This is a genomic window from Bradyrhizobium sp. JYMT SZCCT0180, assembly GCF_018130165.1.
GTDB lineage: Bacteria > Pseudomonadota > Alphaproteobacteria > Rhizobiales > Xanthobacteraceae > Bradyrhizobium.
This window is the reverse complement of the sequence record NZ_JAFCLZ010000005.1, coordinates 17,244-42,011: the sequence shown is the minus strand read 5'-3', so window position 1 is coordinate 42,011 and position 24,768 is coordinate 17,244. Positions and strand designations below refer to the sequence as shown.

General features: G+C 64.2%; 23 protein-coding genes. 20 read left to right on the top strand and 3 right to left on the bottom strand.

The annotated features are described in order from the left end of the window. Positions 1-60 precede the first annotated feature (60 nt). Both JQ641_RS08840 and JQ641_RS08835 read left to right on the top strand, forming a co-directional pair. Complete coding sequence (locus JQ641_RS08840; RefSeq protein ID WP_211995600.1) at positions 61-312, top strand: type II toxin-antitoxin system VapB family antitoxin; 252 nt, start codon at positions 61-63, stop codon at positions 310-312. Continuing rightward, positions 309-710, top strand: coding sequence for a type II toxin-antitoxin system VapC family toxin (locus tag JQ641_RS08835; RefSeq protein WP_211995599.1), 402 nt, complete (start codon positions 309-311; stop codon positions 708-710). Before JQ641_RS08840 ends, JQ641_RS08835 begins: the two co-directional genes overlap by 4 nt. Before the next feature lie 100 nt (positions 711-810). On the opposite strand, the gene JQ641_RS08830 is transcribed toward JQ641_RS08835, so the two are convergent. Together JQ641_RS08830 and JQ641_RS08825 are read right to left on the bottom strand one after the other, a co-directional pair. Next, complete coding sequence (locus JQ641_RS08830; RefSeq protein WP_211995598.1) at positions 811-1,578, bottom strand: GntR family transcriptional regulator; 768 nt, start codon at positions 1,576-1,578, stop codon at positions 811-813. A gap of 92 nt (positions 1,579-1,670) precedes the next feature. Then, the gene (locus JQ641_RS08825) at positions 1,671-2,576 is read right to left on the bottom strand and encodes a transporter substrate-binding domain-containing protein (RefSeq protein ID WP_211995821.1); all 906 of its coding nucleotides are present in this window, start codon (positions 2,574-2,576) and stop codon (positions 1,671-1,673) included. Positions 2,577-2,735: 159 nt separating this feature from the next. Between JQ641_RS08825 and JQ641_RS08820 the strand changes: the two genes are divergently transcribed. Continuing rightward, positions 2,736-3,899 (top strand): NAD(P)/FAD-dependent oxidoreductase, encoded by a 1,164-nt coding sequence (locus tag JQ641_RS08820; RefSeq protein ID WP_211995597.1) that lies wholly within the window; start codon positions 2,736-2,738, stop codon positions 3,897-3,899. A 69-nt stretch (positions 3,900-3,968) separates the two neighbouring features. Here JQ641_RS08820 and JQ641_RS08815 read toward each other — a convergent pair whose 3' ends face one another. Further along, a complete protein-coding gene (locus JQ641_RS08815) occupies positions 3,969-4,109 on the bottom strand; it encodes a hypothetical protein (RefSeq protein ID WP_211995596.1) in 141 nt (46 codons plus the stop codon). 644 nt (positions 4,110-4,753) lie between these two features. On the opposite strand from JQ641_RS08815, the gene JQ641_RS08810 reads away from it, so the two are divergent. The 17 genes from JQ641_RS08810 (at position 4,754) to JQ641_RS08730 (ending at position 24,765) form a co-directional block, all read left to right on the top strand. Then, positions 4,754-5,827 carry a sugar phosphate isomerase/epimerase family protein gene (locus tag JQ641_RS08810; RefSeq protein ID WP_249150287.1) on the top strand — a complete coding sequence of 358 codons (1,074 nt, stop codon included), beginning with the start codon at positions 4,754-4,756 and terminating at the stop codon, positions 5,825-5,827. After that, on the top strand, positions 5,793-7,010 hold the full coding sequence (locus tag JQ641_RS08805) for a Gfo/Idh/MocA family protein (RefSeq protein ID WP_502754940.1): 1,218 nt from the start codon (positions 5,793-5,795) through the stop codon (positions 7,008-7,010). The genes JQ641_RS08810 and JQ641_RS08805 overlap by 35 nt, the downstream gene beginning before the upstream one ends. Positions 7,011-7,352: 342 nt before the next feature. Further along, entirely contained in the window at positions 7,353-8,618 is a 1,266-nt protein-coding gene (locus tag JQ641_RS08800) for an ABC transporter substrate-binding protein (RefSeq protein WP_211995594.1), read from the top strand. Positions 8,619-8,733: 115 nt separating this feature from the next. Beyond that, the gene (locus JQ641_RS08795) at positions 8,734-9,792 is read left to right on the top strand and encodes a dehydroquinate synthase/iron-containing alcohol dehydrogenase family protein (protein WP_211995593.1); all 1,059 of its coding nucleotides are present in this window, start codon (positions 8,734-8,736) and stop codon (positions 9,790-9,792) included. A gap of 136 nt (positions 9,793-9,928) precedes the next feature. Continuing rightward, complete coding sequence (locus JQ641_RS08790; RefSeq protein ID WP_211995592.1) at positions 9,929-10,765, top strand: AraC family transcriptional regulator; 837 nt, start codon at positions 9,929-9,931, stop codon at positions 10,763-10,765. A gap of 140 nt (positions 10,766-10,905) precedes the next feature. Beyond that, positions 10,906-11,922 carry a branched-chain amino acid ABC transporter permease gene (locus JQ641_RS08785; protein WP_211995591.1) on the top strand — a complete coding sequence of 339 codons (1,017 nt, stop codon included), beginning with the start codon at positions 10,906-10,908 and terminating at the stop codon, positions 11,920-11,922. Between the two features lie 3 nt (positions 11,923-11,925). Continuing rightward, on the top strand, positions 11,926-12,987 hold the full coding sequence (locus JQ641_RS08780) for a branched-chain amino acid ABC transporter permease (RefSeq protein ID WP_211995590.1): 1,062 nt from the start codon (positions 11,926-11,928) through the stop codon (positions 12,985-12,987). 23 nt (positions 12,988-13,010) lie between these two features. Continuing rightward, positions 13,011-13,793 carry an ABC transporter ATP-binding protein gene (locus JQ641_RS08775; RefSeq protein ID WP_211995819.1) on the top strand — a complete coding sequence of 261 codons (783 nt, stop codon included), beginning with the start codon at positions 13,011-13,013 and terminating at the stop codon, positions 13,791-13,793. Further along, positions 13,780-16,041, top strand: coding sequence for an ABC transporter permease (locus tag JQ641_RS08770; RefSeq protein WP_211995589.1), 2,262 nt, complete (start codon positions 13,780-13,782; stop codon positions 16,039-16,041). The genes JQ641_RS08775 and JQ641_RS08770 overlap by 14 nt, the downstream gene beginning before the upstream one ends. Positions 16,042-16,052: 11 nt before the next feature. Next, positions 16,053-16,886: a phosphoenolpyruvate hydrolase family protein gene (locus tag JQ641_RS08765; protein ID WP_211995588.1), complete on the top strand. Its 834-nt coding sequence runs from the start codon at positions 16,053-16,055 to the stop codon at positions 16,884-16,886. A 39-nt stretch (positions 16,887-16,925) separates the two neighbouring features. Beyond that, on the top strand, positions 16,926-19,832 hold the full coding sequence (locus JQ641_RS08760; RefSeq protein WP_211995587.1) for a flotillin family protein: 2,907 nt from the start codon (positions 16,926-16,928) through the stop codon (positions 19,830-19,832). Positions 19,833-19,836: 4 nt separating this feature from the next. Further along, positions 19,837-20,274, top strand: coding sequence for an SRPBCC family protein (locus tag JQ641_RS08755; protein WP_211995586.1), 438 nt, complete (start codon positions 19,837-19,839; stop codon positions 20,272-20,274). A 3-nt stretch (positions 20,275-20,277) separates the two neighbouring features. Beyond that, positions 20,278-20,721: an SRPBCC family protein gene (locus tag JQ641_RS08750; protein ID WP_211995585.1), complete on the top strand. Its 444-nt coding sequence runs from the start codon at positions 20,278-20,280 to the stop codon at positions 20,719-20,721. An 8-nt stretch (positions 20,722-20,729) separates the two neighbouring features. After that, on the top strand, positions 20,730-21,554 hold the full coding sequence (locus tag JQ641_RS08745) for an FAD binding domain-containing protein (protein WP_211995584.1): 825 nt from the start codon (positions 20,730-20,732) through the stop codon (positions 21,552-21,554). Positions 21,555-21,565: 11 nt separating this feature from the next. Then, complete coding sequence (locus JQ641_RS08740) at positions 21,566-22,048, top strand: (2Fe-2S)-binding protein (RefSeq protein ID WP_192740553.1); 483 nt, start codon at positions 21,566-21,568, stop codon at positions 22,046-22,048. A 10-nt stretch (positions 22,049-22,058) separates the two neighbouring features. Beyond that, a complete protein-coding gene (locus JQ641_RS08735; protein ID WP_211995583.1) occupies positions 22,059-23,738 on the top strand; it encodes a xanthine dehydrogenase family protein molybdopterin-binding subunit in 1,680 nt (559 codons plus the stop codon). 1 nt (position 23,739) lies between these two features. Then, a complete protein-coding gene (locus JQ641_RS08730; RefSeq protein WP_249150286.1) occupies positions 23,740-24,765 on the top strand; it encodes a xanthine dehydrogenase family protein molybdopterin-binding subunit in 1,026 nt (341 codons plus the stop codon). The last annotated feature ends 3 nt before the right edge of the window (positions 24,766-24,768 follow it).

Sequence of the window (24,768 nt, the reverse complement as noted above, 5' to 3'; positions counted from 1 at the left end):
GCAACGCCCAATCTTGCCTTGATGGTAGAAGATGTGTATATTTCTACCATGAGGAAGGCGATGCATCTGAACATCAAGAACGACGAAGCCCACAAGCTTGCGGCTGAGCTTGCCAAGCTAACTGGCGAAAGCCTGACTTCGGCCGTCACGCTGGCTTTGCGGGAACGCCTTGCAAGGGAGCAGCGCCGCCGCCGAACGGACAGCATCGCGGCTCGATTGATGAAGATCGGCAGCCAGTTTGCCAAGCTCCCGGACACAGGCCGCAGTCCGGATGAAATCCTCGGGTATGACGACCATGGATTACCGACGTGATCGTGGTCGACAGTTCGGCCGTCATCGCTATCTTTCGCCAGGAGCATGACGCGGAGGATTATGCCCGAAGCATCGCTACCGACGACGATCCGGTTATGTCCGCCGCCAATCTCGTGGAGGTCTCAATCGTACTGCGTGGGTTGAAAAAGCTTGCACCGGAAAAGGCCGAGCGATGGCTCGACGATTTCATGAAAGCGGCAGGCATCCGGGTAGAATCGGTGACGCCGGATCAAGCGCAGGCAGCCCGTTTGGCGCATTTGCAATTCGGCAAAGGGACCGGTCATAGTGCTGCGCTGAACTATGGTGATTGCTTCGCTTACGCGCTGGCAAAGGTTATGAACGCGCCGTTACTGTGCAAAGGCAACGATTTTCCGGCGACTGACATCAGCATCGCCTAAGGTAGCGCCGGCATGTCGTCCGTTGGGCGGGCTAGCGCAGCATATTCCGCCGCTTTGCTGGTCGGTGGATTATGCCTTCGGCTTAAATCCACCCTATGCGCTAATTCGAGACCGCAAACGCGCGACCGGACGTTCGGCGCATCGCGGCCATCAGAGACTTTTGCGTCTGCACGATGTGATCTTCGAGCAGTTTGACGGCCTTGCCGGCGTCTCCTGCGCGGCAAGCGTCGAGGATGGCCCAATGGTCGCGGTTGGGTTGCTCCTTGCCGGCCGCCATCGACACTTGCAGCCTGACGAAGCGGCCCACGTGCCCGTAGTTCGATTCAATCATCGACAGCAGCTTTGGCCGTTGGCATGGGATGTACAGCGTTTCGTGAAACCGCCAGTTCATCTCACCCCATTTCCGGGGCTCCGGCTCGTCGTCATAGCCGCGCAGAATTTCCGCGGCCAGATCAAAATCGTCGCCGACCATGTTCGGGATGGCAAGTTTGAGGGCGCGGCATTCCAGACCAATGCGGATTTCCAGGAGCTCCAGCACGTCTTCAAGCGAAATGGACGATACCGCCGCTCCCCGATTTGGGTGCAACGTGACAAGCCCTTCGCTTTCCAATTGTCGCAGCGCTTCGCGCACCGGAATGCGACTTGTGCCAAAGCGGCTGGCGAGTTCGTCCTGCCGCAGTTGCGTGCCTGCGACGAGGTCGCCGTCAAAGATCGCTTTTCGTAACCCGTCCCTGACCACGTCCGGCGCCGACGATTTCAAAGTTTCCGCAGGGTGGATGTTGCCCGCAGAACCAGGCCGCTTGTCCGGCAAGGTGCCTGAGCGACGCTTGTTCCTTGGAGATTTCCTTGGCGATGTGCCGTTTTTCATGATGAGCGATCGCCGCCGTCGTCGCCTGATTGCGACTCTTTCCTATAAAATCGCGTTGCAGCGAACTATGCAACAGAGACAGATCGGGCAGCTTATTGATAGGCCGCAGGGTCTGCCGAGTCGGTAGGGTGCAGAACAGCCTTCTTGAGTGCTTCGCTCATGGGCAGTTTGAGGTTGATGTTCCGTGGCGGGATCGGTGATTCGAACCACTTCCGGTAGGTGCGCTCGAACTCACCGGAACGGAATGCGTCACCGAGCGTGGCGTCGACCAGCTGCTTGAAGCCGGGATCGTCGCGCCGCATCATGATCGCGTAAGGCTCCACGGACAGGAATTCGCTCGATATGGCGTAGATCGATGGGTCCTGCGCGTTCGCGATCAATCCGGCCAGCAAAACGTCATCCATCACGAACACGGCCGCGCGATCGGTCGCAACCATCAGGAATGCTTCGGCGTGGTCCTTGGCCGGGATGATCGACATGCCCTGACCTTTTTTGGCGTTAAGCTCGTTGAGGAGCCGAAGCGACGTGGTGCCGGCGCTGGAGACCACCGTGCGACCCCTGAGATCATCGAATCCGCGGATGCCCGCCGACTTCTTCGAGACGAAGTTGCTGGTCGTCAAATAGGTCGTGGATGAAAATGCCACCTGGGCCTGCCGCTCCACGGTGTTGGTCGTGGAACCGCATTCGATGTCGATCGTCCCGTTGGCAAGCAGCGGAATTCGCGTTGCGGAAGTGACAGGCTGATACTTGACCTGAAGGTCGGGGCGTTTGGTGACCGTTTTGACCTGGTCGATGACGCGGGAGCAGAGATCGATCGAATAGCCGACCACGCGCTGGGCGTCGTCGAGATACGAAAACGGAATCGATGTATCGCGATGGCCGAGCGTGATGACGCCGGTGCTCTTGATCTTGTCGAGGGTGTCCGACTTGTCCTGAGCATAGAGGTCAGCGCTTGGCCCGAGACAGGCCAGGACCGCGCAAAAGGCCTTGAGGCTGATTTTGTTCAATTGCCTGCTCCCATACGCAACTTTTACCGATGAATACGATTTAACAGGATTGTATAAAATATCAAATTATCTTATACGATGGTGCTGATGAGAGGGATCGTGAGTTGGCTGCTGCGCTGGGCGTAAGCTGCCTGATGTGAGGGAAGCCACGTGCATTATGACGTCGTAATTATCGGTGGAGGCGCGGTCGGGGCGAGCGTTGCCTATTTCCTCAGGAGCCACCCGAAGGCCTGCTCGGTCGCCGTGATCGAGCGGGACAAGTCCTATCAGCACGCCTCCACGCCACGCGCGTCCGGCGGCGTTCGCCGGCTTTTCGCCCTGCCGGAGAACATCGCGCTTTCCAACTTCAGCATTCCGTTCTTTGAACGGTTTGAAGCCGACATGGCTGTGGGCGACGAGCCTGCGCAAATCGATTTCCGGAAAAACGGTTATCTGTTCATCGTCCCGCCTGATGATCTCGGCATGCTCGAAAGGAATTTTCGCGTGCAGCAGGAGCACGGCGTGAACGTTGTCTGGCTCGACCAAAGCGGGCTGAAGAGCAAATTCCCTTCGATGAATGTAACCGATCTCGCGGCAGCGGTTTTTTCCCCTGATGACGGTTGGCTGGATCCCTACAGTGTCCTGCGCGGATTGCGCCGGAAAGCAGGCTCATTGGGCGCTACGTTCCTCGACGACGAAGTTGTTGGGTTGGAGGCGCAAGGCGGACGCGTTCGAAAAGTGGCGCTGAAATCGGGAGCTGTCATCTCCACGGATCATGTGGTGAACGCGGCGGGGGCCTGGGCGAAACAAGTAAGCGCAATGGCAGGGATGCGGGTGCCGATCGAGCCGATGCGCCGCTACGAGCATTATTTCGAAAGCGAAGAGGCGATAGAGCCGCTGCCTTACCTGAAGGACCCCCAACGATTGGCGTTTCGACCGGAGGGCAAAGGTTACTCAGGCGGCGTGCCCGACACCAGCGAGCCGCGCGGGTTCAACTTCGACATCGAGCATGACTATTTTGAAAGGGTCGTGTGGCCCGCGCTCGCACACCGGTTTCCGGCCTTCGAAAAAACGAAGGAGAAAAACGTGATGGCCGGGCTGTATGATCAGAATGAGCTCGACGGCAATGTGATAATCGGGCCTTGGACCGGCGGCCTGCCAAATTTCTATATGGTGGCCGGATTTTCGGGGCATGGTTTGATGCATGCACCGGGCTGCGGGCGCGCGATCGCCGAACTGATACTGGACGGCGGCTATCAGACCATCGATCTGAGCCGTTTTGGATGGCAACGTGTGTTGGACGGCGCGCCGTATCGCGAGACAGGTATCATTTAGAACTCGTGGGGCGGGAGGGCGGGATAGCGTAGCGTATTCCGCCGCTGGTCGGCGGATTACGCCTCCGGCTTAAATCCGCCCTACGGACTGTGTCGCCTTGCGCGCAAGCGCAATCTCGCGACCCGTGTGCGACAAATCAACCCGACGGGCAAAGCAATTTTGATTTTCAGAAATCATGTCAAGTCCTAAATTTCCGAAAATCAAAAACATTTTCCTTTCCTTCGACCCCAAATCACCTGCACATCAATAGCCATCCCGTCCCACTCAGAGGGGCGTCGGCCGTCGTCACGACGAGGGGCGGGTTGCGGTGGACGTAACAGTTGCGATGGACGGTCGCGGCTGAAGCGTACGGCGAAAGCGTGTGGTCCTGGCGCCCGTAACGGCGTCAAGTCTTTCGGGAGCTAACGCTTCCGAAGGGCGACGGTGGCAATAGAGGCCGTCTCACCGGGGAGAGCGCGTCATAAGCCGTAAAGCCACTGCGCAGGGAATGTCGGATGTTCTCCGCTGCCCTGTATGCTCGTGTGCAGCTTTCTTTGCACTATCGCACACGAGACCGCGGGTGCAGCGCGCATCCGGCATTCCCTGCGCCCTCTGACATCAGAGGGCGGAAGCGTTCCTGCAAGCCTCGGGCGCATCGCGCCGCGAGATCGTAAATTTGCGTCCGTTGCGATGCGATTCATTGAATATGCCGGGCTGCCGGCCATGCGCCGCCGGCGAACGCTTCGTTCTCGGCCTCTACCACCCGGGGGGGCACGATCAAGATCGTCTCGCGTATTGAACGGTCGGCGTCCCTGTCGGACAATGAGGCGGCGTCCTACTGGCGTGGCGCAGTGGCCCGAACCGGAGAAAATGTAATGTCAGCGACCATCCGACCGGCCACCATGAAGGGCCCCGCGATTTTTCTGGCGCAGTTCATCGGCGAAGCGCCGCCGTTTGACAGCTTCAATGCGATCTGCGGCTGGGCGGCATCACTGGGGTACAAGGGCGTTCAGGTCCCGACCGCCGATCCACGCCTGATCGATCTCGACAAGGCCGCCGTCTCTCAGACCTATTGCGATGAAATTGCCGGCGTGGCCGCGAGCCATGGTCTGGTGATCACGGAATTGTCCACCCACCTGCAGGGACAACTCGTCGCGGTGCATCCGGCCTACAACGAGGCATTCGACGCTTTTGCACCGCCGACCGTCAGGGGCAGGGCGAACGAACGTCAGACCTGGGCGGTCGATCAAATGATGAAGGCGGCGCAAGCTTCTCGCCGCCTCGGCCTCACCGGCTGCGTCAGCTTCACCGGCGCGCTGGCCTGGCCGTTTCTTTATCCCTGGCCGCAGCGGCCGCCGCGCCTGATCGAGACGGCGTTCGACGAACTCGCGCGTCGCTGGCGTCCCATTCTTGATGCCTATGAGGAAGCCGGCGTCGACCTTTGCTACGAGATCCATCCAGGCGAGGACGTCTGCGACGGTATCACCTTCGAGATGTTCTACGAGCGCACCGGCAATCACCCGCGTTGCGCGATCAATTACGATCCGTCCCATTTCGTCCTGCAGCAATTGGACTATCTGGCCTTCATCGATATTTACGCCGAGCGCATTCGCGCCTTCCACGTCAAGGACGCGGAGTTCAATCCGACCGGGCGGCAGGGCGTCTATTCGGGCTTCCAGTCCTGGATCAATCGCGCCGGCCGCTTTCGCTCGCTCGGCGACGGACAGGTCGATTTCAAGGCGATCTTCTCGCGGCTGGCCGCCATCGGGTTCGACCGCTGGGCAGTGCTGGAGTGGGAGTGCTGCCTGAAGAACGCGGAGGACGGCGCGCGCGAAGGCGCTAGCTTTATCCGCGATCACATCATCCGCGTCACCGAGCGGGCGTTCGATGACTTCGCCGGCGGCGCCAGCGACGATGCGCAGATCCGACGGACATTGGGCCTCAGTTGAGCGCCGGAACAGATCGACAGGAGCGCGCGACATGGCTGAACCACGCATTCGACTTGGAATGGTAGGCGGCGGGGAAGGCGCCTTCATCGGCGCCGTCCACCGCATCGCCGCGCGCCTGGACGATCGTTACGAACTCGTCGCCGGCGCGCTTTCGGCCTCATCCGATAAAGCGATCCGATCGGCGACGGCGATCGGCCTTCCATCCGATCGATCCTATCCGGACTTCCGGACCATGGCGCAGACCGAGGCCGCGCGAAGCGACGGCATCGAAGCGGTCGCGATCGTCACGCCAAACCATATGCACGCCCCGATCGCCGACGCCTTCCTGGACGCGGGCATTCACATCATCTGCGACAAACCGTTGACGACAACCCTCGAGGAGGCGCGCCGCTTGCGCGACAAGGCGCGCGCGAGCGGACGGATGTTTGCCGTCACCTATAATTATTCCGGCTATCCGCTGGTCCGGCATGCACGCGCCATGGTTCAGGGCGGCGAACTCGGTGCGATCCGGATCGTGCAGGTCGAATACCCGCAGGAATGGCTGGCCGATCCGCTCGAGGCCACCGGTCAGAAGCAGGCCGACTGGCGTACCGATCCGGCGCGCGCGGGGGCAGGCGGCTGCGTCGGCGACATCGGTACCCATGCATATCAGCTGGCGCACTTTGTCACCGGGATGATGCCTGAGCAGATTCTGGCCGAGACAACCATCTTCGTGCCGGGTCGGCGTGTCGATGACAATGTGCAAATTCTGCTGCGCTACAACAACGGGGCGCGGGGCGCATTGTGGGCGAGCCAGGTTGCACCCGGAAACGATAACGGGCTGCGGTTACGCATCTTCGGCGAGAAGGGCGGCCTGGACTGGCGGCAGGAAGAACCGAACCTTCTCGTCTGGTCGCAGCTCGGCGAGGCGCCGCGCCTGGTACGCCGCGGCGCAACGTCTGTGAATGCCGCAGGTCAGCGCGTCAGTCGTACGCCACCCGGCCATCCCGAGGGATATCTGGAAGCGTTCGCGACGATCTATACCGAAGTGGCCGCAGCTATTGTGGCCAGGCGTGCCGCTTCCCTTGGCGATCCCCAAGTGACCTTTCCAACGATCGAGGATGGCTTTGCCGGTGTCGCGATGGTGGATGCCGTGTTGCGCTCGAGCGCAGCCGGAGGGGTCTGGATGCCAATTGAACTGTAAGCACGCCGACGCGCCAGCATGGTTGTTGCGTGGTGCGTTAGACTTCCGGCAGCGCGGTGAGGCGGAATTGGGTAATCAGCACGTACCTATCCGGCTTGTCTCAAACCGCGCGGCGGATGAGTAATAGATGCGATCGGGCAGCGGAGAGCTCGCAGTCGGAGAGATGCTGCGCTGCCCGCGCATGACAGCGTCCGCGAAAATGAGACGCTTGGATATTGGCGGCTTGCGCTTTGATCGGCAGCTTTCCTGAAGGCGCCCGCGAGGGGCGCGTTAGGAGACGCACATGAGGAAGGTCCGGCGTGGTTGCCGGATTCTCTCTTCCGCGTCAGAGGGAGGACAACAATGCGCAAGTCTTTGCTTGGCGCCGTCGCGGTGGCTGCCCTTATGCTGCCCGGCGCAGCTCTCGCCCAGAGCGGCACCATCAAGATCGGCATTCTGGTGGCGCTGGAAGGCGCCTTCGCGACCGGTGGCCAGGATGGCGTCCGAAATGTCGAACTGGCGCTCAAACAGGTCAACAACACCATTGCCGGCAAGAAGATCGAAACCGTCGTCGCTCCGACGGATACCAAACCCGACACAACGGTCCGTATGGCTCGCAAGCTTATCGAGCAGGACAAGGTCGACTTCATCATCGGCCCGCTTTCCGGCTCGGAAGGCATCGCCATGCGCGATTTCGCCAAGACCATCCCCGACAAGGTGGTGATCAACGGCATTTCCGGCGCGCTCGAGACGACATGGGTCGACCCGGCGGCGAACTTCTACCGCTTCAACCTCGACGGCTCGCAATGGGGTTACGGCCTCGGCGGCTACGTCGTGAAGACGAAGGGCTGGAAGAAGGTGGCAACGATCGCAGCCGATTACTCGTTCGGCTACACGAACTTCATGGGTTTTGCGGTGGATTTCTGCAAGTCGGGCGGCGACATCGTCCAGCGGTTCTGGCAGCCGCTCGGCCAATCGGACTTCGGCGGGATCATCGCGCAGCTGCCGGACAATGTGGATGCGATCTATCTCGGCCTTGGCGGCACGGATGCGATCAACTTCCTCAATCAATACCAGCAGGCCGGTGAAAAGACCCGCCTGATCGGCGGCACCATCATGGCCGACCAGACGGTTCTGACGGCGAAAGGTAAAGCGAAAGACGTGCTGAAGGGCACGCCGACCTCCGGCCCCTTCGCCGCCGACAATACCGACCCGGCATGGACCTCGTATGTGAAGCTCTATCAGGACACCTTCCCCGCCGCCCAGCGCCTGCCGTCGCCGTCGCTGTTCGGTCTGGGCTACTACGTCGCCACGCAGGCCGCCATCAAAGGGCTCGAAGCGGCCGGGGGCGATCTGTCGAACGGGCAGGCAAAGTTCAAGGAAGCGCTCAACAAGCTTCAGCTCGACAGCCCGATCGGCAAGATCACGCTGAACGAAAACCGGCAGGCGACCGGAACGGTCTTCGTTAACGAAGTGGTCGATGGACCGGACGGCAACTTGACCAGCAAGATGGTGGCCAAGACCGAAAACGTGAACCAGACGCTCGGCATGACGACGGCTCAGTTCAAGGCCCTGGGGCTGCCGGCACGCGACGCGGTTGACTGCGCCAAGCTGCGCGCGGGCGGCTGAGCGCGCCTGCTCCTGATGTCATCTACGGTGGCCGGCGCTCTCAGCCGGCCATCGCTTCCTTCGGGAACTCCGCCATTGCGGACTCCATGCGGCGGAAACGCCGGGAGCGTCTCCGATGACTCTCATCGATTATCTCACGCGCACCCATTTCGCAGAAGCCGCGATCGAGGATGCGCTTCCCGAGGAGGTGGGGCCGCTCGCTCGGGCGCTGGTACTCGTTGACAACGAGCCGGGAAGCGCGGCCGTTTGCACGCGCGTGCAGGAGGCTCTCGACCAGACGGCGATCAGCCTGGCTCGGACGACCGATTGTGCCATCTCTCATGGCGAAGCAACCCTCAGAATTCTGAGCGCGATGAGCGACATCCGGACAGGCATGCTCATCGCCGTGGGCGGACCTGCGGCTGTCGGGCAGGCGCGGCTCGCTGCGGAACATGCATTGCGGCGGGGCGAACGCCTCACGCTGATCGCGGTTCCTGCCGGCCTTTGCGATTTCGGATTAGCGCGGCGGGTGCGCCTGGGGGAGGGGCAGCCGGTCACCTGCCCGCGCCCCGACCGGGTCATCGCCGATCCGACGGTGCTTGAGGGCGCGTCCTCACGCCGCCTCGCCGCCGCGGCCATGGAGGTGCTGGTTCATGCCATCGAAGCCTATGCCAGCCCCGTCTACCACCCGCCGGCGGACGCGCTTGCGCTGGAGGCCACAAAGCGGCTCACGCGGTGGCTGCCCGTGGCGCTTGCTTCGCCCAGTCACCGGGAAGCGCAGCGCGAATTGATGGCCGCGGCATTGACGGCCGGGCTCGCGCTGGAAAAAGCGGTTGGCGGGGTCGATGCGCTTGCGCATCCGATCAAGGCTGAACTTGGACCCGGCGTCCTGCAAGGCGATCTCCATGTGCCATTGATGGCGGCCATGGCCGACTTCAACACCGAAGCCGTGGGCGATCGATACGCCGCCATGGCCGAAACCTTCACCAGAACAACGCCAGAGCCGCACTTGAGCACCGCCATCGGAGCGTTCGCCCGCGCCATCGGCCTGCCGACCTCCTTGCGGGAGATGGGGATCAATCCGGCTCAGTTTGACCGTTTTGCGGAAATGGCCGCGAACGACCCCGGAGCCCTTGCCAATCCCCGGCGGCTGACCCCAGGCGATTGCCGCCGCATTCTCGAGGCCGCCTGGTGAGCACGAACGAGAACCACCCGGCGCGGGGCAAACGGCCTGGACCGGTGGCGGCCGGGGCAATTTGCCTGTTGTCACAACGCGATCTCCTTATACATTCTTCCCAAACCGCACACAAAGATGGGCGGGGAGGAAACCGATGAGTATTGCTCACGCGGTCGCACATGGTGCGTTCGGGCGCGCTTGCCTCTATGAGCTGGATCGGCCGATGGTGCCGCATGCCCATCGCGAGGGACATCTGATCTTTCACGTCAGCGGACCGGTCGCCAGCGTGGTTGTCGATGGCAAGACCTTGCCGCTTACCCCCCTCAGCGCAACGGCAATTAGCCCATGGCAGCCGCATTATTTCGCGCCGATTGGCCGCAGCGAACCAACGCTGACGCTCGTTCTCTATATTCGCCCGGGCTGGTTTGTTGAGGCGAGCCACACCGCCTTCGAAATCCTGCGCTTTGGCCGCTCAACCGTCGAAATGAGCGACCACATCACCCGGCTCGTCCTGGAAACCGCACGGCTTCTCGCCGACCATGGCGGCTGCGATGGCTCTTTCGAAGACCGGCTCAGTGCCCTCACCCAGGCGGCCTTCGATCAAACCTGGCAGTGGACGAGCGCGGCTGACAGGCCGGCTGCCCATTGCTCGGGACTGCGGGATTTCCGCCTCCGGCGCGCCATCAGCCTCCTGAGCGAGAGGCTCGGCGAACCCGTCGATCTTGCAGAGATTTCACGGCACGCCGGGCTTTCGCGCCCGCATTTCTTCAAGCTGTTTCGCGAGCAGATGGGTCTGCCGCCTACGATCTTCCTCAACGCGCTGCGCATGGAGCGCGCGATCGATCGATTGGCCGGAGGCACGGAAACGGTTTCTGAAATCGGGCTCGATCTCGGCTTTGCGACCCCGGCGAGCTTCTCGCGGTTCTTCATCGCCAATGGCGTCGTGCCGCCGAGCGCTTACCGGCGCAGCGTCGCGGGTCTCACACACTGAAAAAGAGGTGCCGCACTCCAAAGAAGAGACGTTCGGGCTAGAGAACAGACGTTCGGGAAAGGACAGGCCGGCAACTTCAATCTAGCCTTCATTCCAACGGTGGCGAAATTCGCCACGGGAAGCTGTTGGGCCGTTCTGAGATGGACAATTTCATCAAGCGCTATCCGCTCTGGAGCCTTATCTTTTTCCTCTTGGCCGCCGCGTTCCTGTGTCTTGTGCTGGCCCCCTGGCCACCCGAACTGGTGGCGGTTTGGGGCCGCAAGCAAATCTTCCTGAATGCCCTTTTGGGCGGCATCACGCTCGGCGCGCTCTATTTCCTCGTAGCAGCCGGCTTCACGCTGATCTTCGGCCTGATGCGCGTCGTCAATCTCGCGCATGGCTCATTGTTCCTGATCGGCGGATATGTTGGCTACGAGGTCGCGACCGCCTCGGGTTCGTGGCTGCTGGCATTTCCGACTGTGTTCATTGTCGTGGGGCTGCTCGGGCTCCTGATGCAGTTCTTCATCTTCTCGAAAATGGAAGGCGAAGAGCTCCGCCAGACGCTGGTCAGCATCGGGCTTTCGATCGTGTTTGCCGACCTCATGCTCTGGTGGTGGGGCGGGCAATCGTATTCGATCCTCGCTCCGCAATTCCTGCAGGGGCCGATGGAATTGCCCCTCGTGAGCAACATCAACGACGCGACCGGCGTGGTCACCTGGCTGCGCTACCCGGCCGTGCGCGTCTGGATCCTGGTCGCAGCAATCGTGATCGGCATCGCGATGTGGCTGGTTTTGAACCGCACCGCGCTTGGCATGCTGATCCGTGCGGGCGTGGACGACCGCGAGATGCTGGCCGCGTCCGGCGTGCGCATCCACTTGGTGTTTCTGGCGGTGTTCGGTTTTGGGGCCGGGCTTGCCGGTATTGCGGGGATCATCGGCGCCACGTTCCAGTCGCTGTCGCCGGGCGAGGACACGCGCTTTCTGCTGGCAAGCCTCGTGGTGGTGATTGTCGGAGGCATGGGGTCGATCGTCGGCGCGGCCTTGGGCGCGCTGATCATCGGGGTGGCCGAACAGATGGGGTTTGTCTACGCGCCGACCTATTCGATCGTTCTCACCTTCCTCATCATGGCGGCGGTGCTGGCGTTTCGGCCGCAGGGCCTTCTGGGAACGAGGCGATAGGCCATGTCGGTTGCCGATCAAGCCCCTCGCTTCGCCAGCCCCGCCGACCAGCGGATGTGGTCCGAGCGCATTCCCGCCCCCTGGTGGATCCTTGGATTGATCCTGCTGTTGCTGCCGATCGTGGCCAATAATTTCTGGCTGTTCCAGATCATGGGCTGGACTTTCATTCTGGGCATGATCGGGCTCAGCCTGATGTTCCTCGCCGGCTATGGCGGAATGGTGAGCCTGCTGCAGATGTCGATTGCGGGATTGGCCGGCTACATGGTCGCAATCCTCGGGCCGTCCGGCGCGGCCAATGTCAGTCTCGGTCTCTCCTGGTGGATCGTGCTTCCGGCCGCTTTCCTGATCGCGGCCCTTTTCGCGACCATGTGCGGCGCGCTCGCCGTTCGCACGGATGGCATCTACACGATCATGATCACGCTCGCGATCGCGGCGGCCTTTTTCTATTTCACACGACAGAACTACTCCATCTTCAACGGTTATTCCGGGTTCAACCTCGTGTTGCCCCCGAAGCTCTTCGGCGTGAACTGGCGCGATCCCCTGCCATTCTACTACCTCACCCTTGCCTGCGCCGCGCTTTGCTACGGCGCAGTGGTCTATCTCGCGCGCTCTCCCTTCGGGCTCGCCCTTCAGGGCGTGCGCGACAACCCGCGCCGCATGGCGGCACTGGGGTTCAACGTCACCGCCCATCGCGTGGCGGCCTACGCCCTGGCGAGCGTTTTCGCCTCCACGGGCGGTATTCTTCTGGTCTGGCAGAATGCGCAGATCGCGCCGGGCACGATCGGTATTTCCTCCGCGATCGATGTGCTCGTGGTCGCGGTCGTCGGCGGGATGCGCCGTCCGCTCGGACCGTTTATCGGCGCTTTCATCTACGTGTTGCTGCAAGTGTTCTCGACCGACATTCTCGGTTTTTTCGGGTTCTCGGCGGATCGCTTCAAGCTGATCATCGGGATCGGCTTCCTGGCGATCGTGCTGTTCTCGCCGGATGGCGTGCTGGGTCTGTGGGATCGCTGGCGCGCGCGGATGGCGGCGCGCAAGGCCGTGGCGACGGGAGGCGGGGCATGAACGCGCCCGTCGTGTCTTCCCGGATGAACTTGCCCGGAACCGGCAATGCCAGCTCCGGCAATGCGCTGGAACTGCGCGGCATCACCAAGATGTTCGGCGCGCTGGCCGCAATATCGGACGTGACGCTTTCGGTGAAACCGGGCGAAAGGCGGGCCGTTCTCGGCTCGAATGGCGCGGGCAAGACCACGCTGTTCAACTGCATCACCGGGGATTTTCTGCCCAGCGCGGGCCTGGTCCGGTTTTTTGGCGAGGATGTGACGGTCTTCCCGCCCCATGAGCGCATCCGCCGGGGCTTGCGCCGCACCTACCAGATATCCTCGCTCTTCACCGGACTGAGCGTGATGGACAATGTCTATCTGGCCTGCTGCGGCGTTTCGCGAAACCGTTTCTCGCTGGTCCGGCCCCGCCCCGACGATGCACTCGTGCAAGCCGCGGAAATGCTGGTCGAGGCTGTGCACCTGACTGCCGATAAGGACCGCTTGGTCGGCGAGCTGGCCTATGGCCAGCAACGCCAGCTCGAAGTTGCCCTGGCGCTATCAGGTGCGCCGCGCTTTGTGCTGTTCGACGAGCCTGCGGCAGGGTTGTCGCCGACCGAGCGCGCCGATCTGGTGACGATTTTGACCTCGCTGCCGGCGCATATCGGCTTCATCATTATCGAACACGACATGGATGTCGCGTTGCGCGTCGCCGACAGCGTGACGATGATGCACAACGGCCGGATCTTCAAGGAAGGCCGGTCCGACGAGATCGAATCCGATCCGGAAGTTCAGGAGCTTTATCTCGGAGGCGGTCATGCCCACCACTGACCGCCGTCAGCAGCTACGCGGCGCGCTGCCGGCGCTCCAGGTCAGCGGGCTGAACCTCTATTACGGCCGTTCGCACGCACTGCAGGGCGTCGATCTGACCTTGCAGGATGGAGTGCTCAGCCTGGTCGGCCGCAACGGCATGGGCAAGACCTCGCTGTGCAAGGCGATCATGGGCCTGGTTCCGGTGTCGAGCGGCTCGATCAGTGCATTCGGCGAGGAACTGGTCGGCCGTTCCACCACCGACATCGCCCGGCTCGGCATCGGCTATGTGCCGCAGGGCCGGCGGCTGTGGCGGTCGCTGAGTGTCGACGAGCATCTGCGGCTGGCGCAGCGCGGGCCGCGCGGCGGCTGGACGCGGGAGCGAGTCTACGACGTCTTTCCGCGGCTTGCCGAACGCAAGAACAACGCCGGCTCGCAGCTCTCCGGCGGCGAGCAGCAGATGCTGGCGATTTCGCGGGCGCTGCTGCTCAATCCGCGGCTCCTGATCATGGACGAGCCGACCGAAGGCCTCGCGCCTGTCATCGTCGCTCATGTCGAGGACATGCTGGTGCGGCTGAGCGAGGAAGGCGACGTCGCCATCCTCGTCATCGAGCAGAATATCGGCGTGGCAACCGAGATCTCCGAAACGGTCGCGATCATGGTCAACGGCCGGGTCAACCGCGTCATCGAGGCGGCGCGGCTGGCGGCCGATCGCGACCTGCAGCAGCGCCTGCTCGGCGTCGGTCGCCATGGCCACGAGGAGATCGAACCGCCGCCGGCTTCTGTGAGCGAACCCGGCGGCCGCCGGACCGCAGCGGCGCCGACACGCACCGATGCGCCGATCCGGGTCTATTTGTCGAACCCGGTGCTGCCGACCCGCTGGAGCGCCGATGTTGCGGCAGCGCGGATCGAGGCTTCCGCGCACACCCTGACGCGCATGCCTGTCGTCGCCGCGACCGCCGCATCCGACCGCAAGGTCGGGCGCAGCGTGGGTGGTCTCAACGAACCGTTCGTCGCGGTGGCCGGCACGCTCGATACCAAGGGCGAGGAGCTGCGCTTCATCGCCGACATCATCAAGGCGGCGGGCCTGCCGGTGAAGCTGGTCGATCTGTCGACCACGGGCCGGATCTCCGGCGCGGATGTGCCGCCGCTGGAGATCGCGCTGCATCACCCGCGCGGTTCCGCCGGCGTGTTCAATGCCGACCGCGGCGCCGCCGTGGCGGCAATGGCAGAGGCTTTCGAGAGCTGGGTGAAGGGAAAATCTGGCCGCGAGGGCGTCAGGCTGCTCGGCCTGATTTCCGCCGGCGGCTCCGGCGCCACGGCGTTGGCGACGCCGGCGATGCGGGCGCTGCCGGTCGGCGTGCCGAAGCTGATGATCTCCACCGTCGCCTCCGGCAACACGCGGGCCTATGTCGGCCCCTCCGATATCATGATGATGTATTCCGTCACCGACGTTCAGGGACTGAACGCGATTTCGCGACAGGTGCTGGCGAACGGCGCGCAGGCGATGGCCGGGATGGCGAGGGCACGGCTGGAAGCGAGCAAGGCGCCGCCGCCGCGCCGCCACGCCGGCGGCGAGCGGCCGCTGGTCGGTCTCACGATGTTCGGCGTTACCACGCCCTGCGTGCAGCAGGTCACGAAACTGATCGGTGACGACTACGAATGCCTGGTGTTCCACGCCACCGGCATCGGCGGCCAGTCGATGGAGAAGCTGGTCGATGGCGGCCTGGTGCCGGCGGTGATCGACGTCTCGACCACCGAAATCGCCGACCTGTTGTTCGGCGGCGTGTTTCCGGCGACCGAGGACCGCTTCGGCGCCATCATCCGCACCCGAATTCCCTATGTCGGTTCGGTCGGCGCGCTCGACATGGTCAATTTCGGTGCGCCCGACAGCGTCCCCGAGCGCTACCGGACGCGGCTACTTCATCAGCACAATCCGCAGGTCACACTGATGCGGACACAGCCTGACGAGAATGCCGCGATGGGCCGCTGGATCGGCGAACGGCTCAATCTGATGGAAGGCCCGGTGCGCTTCCTGCTGCCGGAGGGCGGGATCTCGGCCCTCGACGAGGCGGGCAAACCGTTCTTCGACACCGCGGCGCGCGAGGCGCTGTTCGGCGCGCTGGAGGCGAGCGTGCGGCAGACGGCGTCGCGTCAGCTCGTCCGCGTACCGCATCACATCAACAGCCCGGCCTTTGCGGCTGCGCTGGTGCAACATTTTCGCGCGCTGCAAGGCGCACGGCCGCGCGCACGCGCCGCGGGCCGGTAGGGGATCACAGCATGGCAGCGATCGATCGGCAGGCTCTTCTCTCCAGGTTTCACGACATGATCGCGCGCGGCGAGCCCATCGTCGGCGGCGGTGCCGGCACCGGGCTATCGGCCAAATGCGAGGAAGCCGGCGGCATCGACCTGATCGTGATCTACAATTCCGGCCGTTTCCGGATGGCCGGGCGCGGTTCGCTGTCCGGCCTGATGCCGTACGGCGACGCCAATGCGATCGTGATGGAGATGGCCGCCGAGGTGCTGCCGGTCGTCAAGAAGACTCCGGTGCTGGCCGGCGTCTGCGCCACCGATCCGTTCCGCAGCATGGACCGTTTTCTCGACGAGGTAAAAGCCGCGGGCTTTTCCGGCGTACAGAACTTTCCGACGGTCGGGCTGATCGACGGCACCTTCCGTATCGGGCTGGAGGAAACCGGCATGTCCTACGCCCTCGAGGTCGAGATGATCGCGCTGGCCGGAGCCAAGGGCCTGTTGACGACGCCCTATGTGTTCTCGGCCGACGATGCCGCTGACATGGCGGGCGCGGGGGCCGACATCATCGTCTGCCATTTCGGGTTGACCGCCGGCGGCGCGATCGGCGCGCGGACCGCACTGAAGCTGGAGGATGTTCCGGCCATGCTGGACGCATGGGCGGCGGCGGCGCTCGCGGTGAAACCTGATGCGATCATTCTCGTGCATGGCGGTCCGGTGGCAGAACCTGCGGACGCCGAATTCGTGATCAAGAATTCGCGGCATTGCCACGGCTTCTACGGCGCGTCCTCGATGGAGCGATTGCCGGTCGAAGTCGCGATCCGCGAGCAGACCCGGAAATTCAAGGCCATCAGCCGCAGCTGAACGGACCATGCGACAGCACTTTGTAGAGGGAGAACAGATATGTCAGGCCAGCTGATCGGATCGCTCATTCTCTGGCTGATCGTCGCGATCATCGTGATCGCGATCGTCGTCTATCTGGTGAACTGGCTGTACCGGCGCTCGTCGAAGGAAGCAGCGTTCGTCCGTACCGGTGCTGCCGGCGAGAAAGTGGTGATCGATTCCGGCGCCTTCGTGCTGCCGTTCATCCACGACATCACGCCTGTCAACATGAACGTGCTGCAGATGCGGGTGCATCGCGGCCAGGACGACGCCATCATCACTCGCGACCGGATGCGGGTCGACATCGACGCCGACTTCTATGTCCGCGTCCGCGCCACCACTGAGGCGGTGTCGCTCGCGGCCTCGACGCTCGGCCGGCGCACCATGCAGCCGGAGACGCTGCACGAGCTGTTATCAGGCAAGTTCGTCTCGGCAATCCGTTCGGTTGCTTCCGAGATGACGATGGAAGACATGCACGAGCAGCGCGGGGTCTATCTCGCCAAGGTCAAGGAGGCCGCCGCCGAGGCGCTGGCCAAGAACGGACTCGAACTGGAATCGGTGGCGCTGACCAATCTCGATCAGACCGACCTGCAATATTTCAACGCCTCGAACCGCTTCGACGCCGAGGGCCTGACCCATCTGATTGAGCAGATCGAGGGCCGGCGCAAGGCGCGCAACGACATCGAGCAGGATTCGATGATCAAGATCCGCTCGCGCAATCTCGAGGCGGAGAAGCAGTCGCTCGAGATCGAGCGCGAGAGTGAATTGGCGCGCCTGGAACAGCAGCGTGACGTCGAGGTGCGCCGCGCCGTGCAGCGCGCCGAGATCGCCCGCGAACGCGCGATGCGCGACACCGAGGCCGAGCAGGCCCAGATCAACGCGCGCGAGGAAATCGAGAAATCGCGGATCGGCAATGAGCGCGCCATCAGCGAGGCAAGGATCGCCTCCGAACGCGACGTCCGCCAGCGCGAGATCGAGCGCAGCCAGACCGTCGACCAGGCTGAGATCGCCGCGCGCGAGACGGTGGAGAAGTCGCGGATCGCCAACGACCAGCTGATCAAGGAGGCCCGCATCGCCGCCGACCGCGAGATCCGCGAGCGCGAGATCGAGCAGTTGCGGGCGCTGCAGGCCGCCGAAATCGCCGCCCGCGAATCCACCGAGCGCGCCCGGATCGCGCAGGAGGCATCCGTCAGCACCGACCGGATCGCCAACGAGCAGCGGATTTCCGGCCTCGACATCGCGAAGCGGCGGTCGATCGAGGAAGCTGATATCGCCGCGCGGCTCGCCACCGAAACCGCCGAAATTGCCCGCAACAGCGCGATCATCGCCAGCCGCCTCGCTGCGGAGGAAAAGCGGCTGGCGCGCGAGATCGTCCGTGATCGTACCGTCCAGCAGGAGACCATTGCGGCGAAGGAGTTGGTGGAGTCCGCCCGCATCGTCCAGGAGGAGCGGGTCCGCGCCCTGACCATTACCCGCAACCAGGCGATCGACGAGGCCGAGATCGCCGCGCTGCATGCGGTGGAGGCAGCGCGGATCGATAACGAGAAGGAAATCGCGGCACATCGCATTCTCGCCGAGCAGGAAACCCGGTCGCAGGAGATCGCGCGGACGCAGACGCTCGAAGGCGCCGAGATCGCAGCGCGTGAGGCGACCGAGACGGCTCGCATCGCTCAGGAGCAAGCGGTTGCCGCCTCGCGGATCGCGTCCGATCTCGAAATCCGCAGCCTCGATATCGATCGCAACAAGGCGATCGAGACCGCGGAGATCAAGAAGCGCGATGCGGTCGAGGTCAGCCGCATCGAGGCCGAGCTTGCGATCGACAAGGGGCGTATCGCGGCGTCGAAGAGCCGCGAGGTGCTGCAAATCGACCAGAAGAAGACCATCGAGATCGCCGAGGAGGAGCGCGTCATCGCGACCTCGGCGCGGAAGATCGAGCGGGTCGATTCCGACCGCGCCGTGCGCGCCGCCGAGATCAATGCGCGCCAGGAGATCGAGAAAGTCGACATCACGCGCGAGCGTGAGCTGGAAGTGGCGCGGCTGGAGCGCCGCAAGGCGCTCGAACAACTCGACATCGCGCGCAACCAGGCACTGCAGGAATCCGAAATCGCGGCGCGCGAGGATATCGAGCGTGCGCGCATCGCCTCCGAACGCGGCCTCGACGAGGCCCGTATCGGCCGCGACCTCGACCTGCGCAAGCTCGAGGTCGGTCGCGAGCGTGAGGTCGAGAGCGCGGTGATGGACAAGGCGATCGCGATCTTCGAGAAGTCGCTGCTGGAATCCGCCGCCCAGGTGAAAGCGGAGATGGCGAAGGCCAAGGCGGTGGAAGCCGAGGAGATCGTCAAGACGGTGCGCGAAAGCGAGAACGCCAAGCGCCGTTCTACGGTCGAAGTCATGCTGGCGCGGAAGAACGCCGACGAGAAACGAATCGAGGCCGAGGCCCATGCGATTCGCGCCGCGGTCGACGCGGAAGCGCAGAAGCTGCTCTACGAGGCCGAGAATGCGCTCACCGACGAGGCGCGCTACGGCCTGTTCCGGCGCCGGCTGCTGGACCGGATCGAGGGCATCGTCCGCGAAAGCGTCAAGCCGATGGAGAAGATCGAGGGCATCCGCATCCTGCATGTCGACGGGCTCGGCGGCATGGCCGGCAATGGCGGCGGCAGTTCGCGTACGCCGACCGACGAGGTGATCGAATCGGCGCTGCGCTACCGGGTGCAGGCGCCGCTGATCGATCAGGTGCTGAAGGAAATCGGGATCGAGGGCGGCAACCTCGCCAAGATGGGCGGGTTGATGCGCGAGGCCAGTGACCTGCAGCGCGTCGGCAAGGAAGCCCTGCCGCCCAGGCCGAAGGACGGGCCAGCCGCCGCGGAGGCGGGGCCTGGCGAACGCAAGCCATCGGGCCGCGGCGACAAAGGCAAGGGCAAGGAGTAATCGGATGGCCCGCGTCTACGTATCCAGCGTCATCAATGCGCCGGCGACCAAGGTCTGGGCGCGCGTGCGCGACTTCAACGGTTTGCCGAACTGGCATCCCGGTATCGCGGAGAGTCGGATCGAGAACGGTGAGCCGGCCGACAAGGTTGGTTGCGTCCGCGCATTCGCGCTGCGCAACGGCGACCGGCTGCGCGAAAAGCTGCTCGGCCTGTCGGACTTCGACATGGTCTGCACCTATTCGATCCTGGATTCGCCGATGCCGCTGACGAACTACGTCGCCACGCTGCGGCTGACTCCGGTCACCGATCAGGACCGCACCTTCATCGAATGGAGCGCCGATTTCGACTGCGCACCGGAGCTGGAAGCAGACCTGGTCGGCGGCGTCGGCGGCAATGTGTTCCAGACCGGTTTTGACGCGCTCAACCGCGCCTTCGGAGCCTGAGCCATGCCGCGGGTGGTTCGCAGCACCATCATCGATGCCCCGGTCGAGCGGCTGTGGGCGGTGCTGCGCGACTTCAACGGCCATGAGTCCTGGCATCCGATCGTCGCCAAGAGCACCATCGAGCGCGGCTATCCGTCCGACAAGATCGGCTGCGTCCGCCGCTTCACGATGCAGGACGGCGCCGAATTGCGCGAGCAATTGCTGGCCCTGTCGGATCTCGAAATGACCTTCAGCTACTGCCTGCTGGAGACGCCGATTCCGCTGTTCAATTATGTGGCCCATGTCCGGCTGCTGCCGGTCACCGACGGCAATCGCAGCTTCTGGCATTGGGAGGGCCGGTTCACGACGCCGGCCGGGCGCGAGACAGAGCTCGCCGAGCTCGTCGGCAACGAAGTCTATTCAAATGGCATCGCGGCGGTCCGCCAGCTGCCCGAACTCGCAAGTTAGGAAACGCCATGCCCGTCAATGTCCGCATCGTGCAGGGATTGCAGGAAGCCGCAAGTATCCTTGCCAGCGACCGCGGCGCGCAATTGCTCGGCGGCGGCACGCTGCTGGTGCGCGATATCAACGAAGGCGTGATGACGGAAGGCACGTTGCTGCGCGCGGTCGATCCGGCGCTGCTGGCGATGAACACCGGTGGTGCGCGCGTCGAACTCGGCGCCGGCGTCACCATGGCGATGGTGCTGGCCAACCGGGACCTGTCCTACCTGCACGCGGCGGCGCGCGGCATTGGCGGTCCCGCGGTGCGGACCACGGCGACCATCGGCGGCAATCTGTTCGCCGCGACGCCCTATGGCGATTTCACCACCGCGCTGCTGGCGCTCGACGCCGTCGTCACGCTGCATGCCGGCTTCGGCGGCGCGCGGGTAATGCCGCTCGAGGAGATGCTGGCGAACCGGGCGCGGGGCGGGGTGGGGCTGGTTGCGTCGGTCGGCTTCAGCCGCCCGGCCGGCGCCGATGCGTTTCGCTTCGTCAAAGTCGCCCGGGTGCGGCCCAAGGGCGTCTCGGTGCTGTCGATCGCGGCGCATCTGCCGCAGAACGGCGGACGGATCAGCGGCGCGCGGATCGCCTACGGCGCGATGGGGCCGACGCCGCTGCGCGCCAAGGCGGTCGAGCGCGTGCTGGAAGGCCGCAGCCTGGACGCCGCCACCATCGCAGCGGCGAAGACCGCGGCGCTCGAAGGCACGCAGCCTGCGACCGATGCGATCGCTTCGGAATGGTATCGCCGCGAAGTATTGCCTGTGCATCTCGGCCGGCTGCTTGCCGGCGAGACATCCTGAAGGAACGCAGAATGGCCCGGATGCCTGTACAGTTTCGTCTCAACGGCTCTGATCGTGCGGTGTTCGTCGAGCCCGCGGAAACGCTGCTCGGCACGATCAGGCGCGGGCTCGGCGATTTCGCCCCGAAGTTCGGTTGCGGCCAGGGCACCTGCGGCGTCTGCACCGTGCTGGTCGATGGCGAGCCGCGGCTGGGCTGCCTCACGCTCAGCGTGACCTGCGAGGGGCGATCGATCGAAACCGCAAGCGGGCTCGCCGACGGGCCGACCCTGCATCCGTTGCAGGCCGCCTTCATGGAGCATTTCGCCGCGCAGTGCGGTTTCTGCACGCCTGGCATGCTGATGGCGGCGAAGGCGCTGCTCGATCGCAATCCGAACCCGACACGTGTCGAGGTGGTCGAGGCGATCGCCGGCAATGTCTGCCGCTGCACCGGCTACGAGCCGATCATCAACGCCATCCTGGCCGCCGCGCAGCAGCGCGGCGTCCGTCGCGCCTGAGGAGATCCCGATGCTGGAGTTTCGCAAGGATCTGTTCGCCGACGAGCGCGACGACAATCTCAACGTTATCGGCAAGGGCGAGCAGCGCCAGGACATGCTGGGGCATGTCACCGGCCGCACCCGCTTCTTCGACGATCACGGCTTTGACGGCCTGCTGCATCTGAAGGTCGTGCGCTCGCCGCATCACCACGCCCGGATCCGGAGCATCGACGTGACAGCCGCGGAGCGCGCGCCTGGCGTCAAGCGCGTGATCCGGGGACAAGACGTTCCGCTCAACAAGAACACGCTGCTCAGCCTGATCGATTTTGGCAAGGACGACGAACCGACTCTGGCCGTCGACAAGGTGCGCTACAAGGGCGAGCCGATCGTCGCCATCATTGCCGACAGCGAGGCGGAAGCCCTGGCCGCGGTCAAGCTGGTTCGGGTCAGTTACGATCCGCTGCCCACGGTGTTCGACGTGCAGGAGGCGCTGAAGCCGGGCGCGGTCGTCGTCAACGAGACCTATCCGGGAAACTATTTCGAATATCACGACAAATACGACCATCAGAAGCTGCGCTTCGGCGACGTCGAGGCGGCGTTCCGCACCGCCGATCACGTGCTCGAGGAACGCTACCAGATGTCGCCGATCGAGCACGCCTCGACCGAGACCAACGGCACCATCGCCGCGCCCGAAACCAACAACCGCTACGTCGTGCATTCCTGCGCGCAGGGTCTGTTCTTCTCGCTCGGCACCACTGCGAAAATCCTCGCGCTGGAATCCAACCGGCTGCATTTCATCGGCGGCACCGTCGGTGGCGGCTTTGGCGGCAAGGTCGACTCGCTGACCGAGCCGCTGGCGGTGCTCGGCGCGATCCTTACCGGGCGGCCGGTCCGCTATGTGCTGGGGCGTGAGGAGGAGATGCAGTTCGCCTCGCCGCGCGGGGCCGAGCGGCACGTCATCAAGGACGGCGTGATGCGCGACGGCCGTATCGTCGCGCGGCAGATCACCTCTTATTTCGATGCCGGCGCCTATACGCGGCTGACCAGCTACGGCGTGGTCAAATGTGTCGCGCACATGCCGGGCCCCTACACGATCCCGAATGTGCGTGGCGACGCCTATTGCGTCTTCACCAACCGCGTGCCGGCCACCGCGATGCGCGGCTTCGGCGTCACCGGGGTGGACTTCTCGATCGAGGTACAGATGGACAAGCTGGCGCATCTGGTCGGCATCGACCCGATGGAGTTCCGCATCCTCAACGCCTATCGCGACGGCGACATGAAGGCCCATCGCCGCGTCGCCCACAACACCGCGCTGATCGAATGCGTGCAGGTCGTGGCCGAGAAGGTGAACTGGCCTTTGAGCGAGACCGCGCGGCGCGCTTCGTCGCTGAGCGGTGGCGGCGGCCCGCGCGCGGCTATACCGCCCACGGTGACCGATGAGAGCGGCCGGATCGGCCGGCCGGAGACGCGGCAAGCGCCGCCACAGCTGACGCCGGGCGCGGCACCGCTACCGGCCCATCAGCCTCGGCCCGCCGTGCCGGTCTATCAGCCGCCGCCGGCGCATCAGCCGGCGGCAGCGCTGCCGAATTATCCGTCGCAGCCGGCCGATGCTGCGCCCTTGCCGGCTCCGGCGCCGCCGGTTCCGAATGCGCCGGCGCCACCCCAACACGGCGCGGCGAGGTTCTCGTCGGTGTTCACACGGAGGCGCTGAGATGGCACGGCATCAGGGGCGCGGAATGGCGTCCATCAACTACCCGATCGGCATGAATCTCGGCGGCGATCCCAGCCAGGCGCTGGTGCATGCCAATCCGGACGGCAAGTTCACCGTGGCGCTGTCGGCGATCGATCTCGGGCAGGGCATGAAGCAGGTCAGCCGGCAGATCGCGGCGGAGACGCTGGGCGTGCCGATCGAGGACGTCTATGTCGATACCGCCGACAGCGACACGGGCCCCCACGACATGGGCTCGTTCGCCTCGCGCGGCACGCATCGCGTCGGCAACGCGGTGATCGTCGCCGCAAAGGAGGCGCGGGGCGTGCTGCTGGAGGCGGCCGCCGAGGAGCTCGAGGTCAACGCCGACGACCTCGTCACCGACGGCAAGGGCAACATCCACGTCCGCGGCGCGGCGTCGAAATCGATCACCGTCAAAGCCGCGTCGCAGGCGGCGCAGTTCAAGCAGGGCAAGACGATCTCCGGCCGCGGCATCTTTCTGATCCCGCTCTCGACGGTCCATCCGGAGACCGGAGAGATGTCGCCGGTCACCGCCTATGCCCATGCCTGTCTCGTCGTCGATCTGGAGGTCTGCGACGAAACCGGTGACGTCAAGGTCAACAAGCTGACCAGCGCCTATGAGCTCGGCCGCGCGCTCAATCCGAAAATGGTCGAGCAGCAACTGGTCGGCGGCGCCTGGATGGGCATGAGCCACGCGCTCTACGAGACGCCGGAGCCGTATTATCCAAACCCCGAACATGGCGGCCGCGACTACAACGAGTATCTGATGCCCGGCCCCGGCGACATCGCGCCGCACGACATCACGGTGCTGGAGCGACCGGCGCCGGACGGTCCGTTCGGTGGCAAGGGCCCCGGTGAGATGTGCGCCAATCCGGTGCTGCCGGCGGTCGCCAACGCGATCTTCAACGCCATCGGCGTGCGGATCGATACGCTCCCGATCACGCCGGAGAAGATCCTGCGTGCGCTGAAGGCGCAGGGCGGCGCGCGGCCGCAAATCCGGCGCGCATAGGGG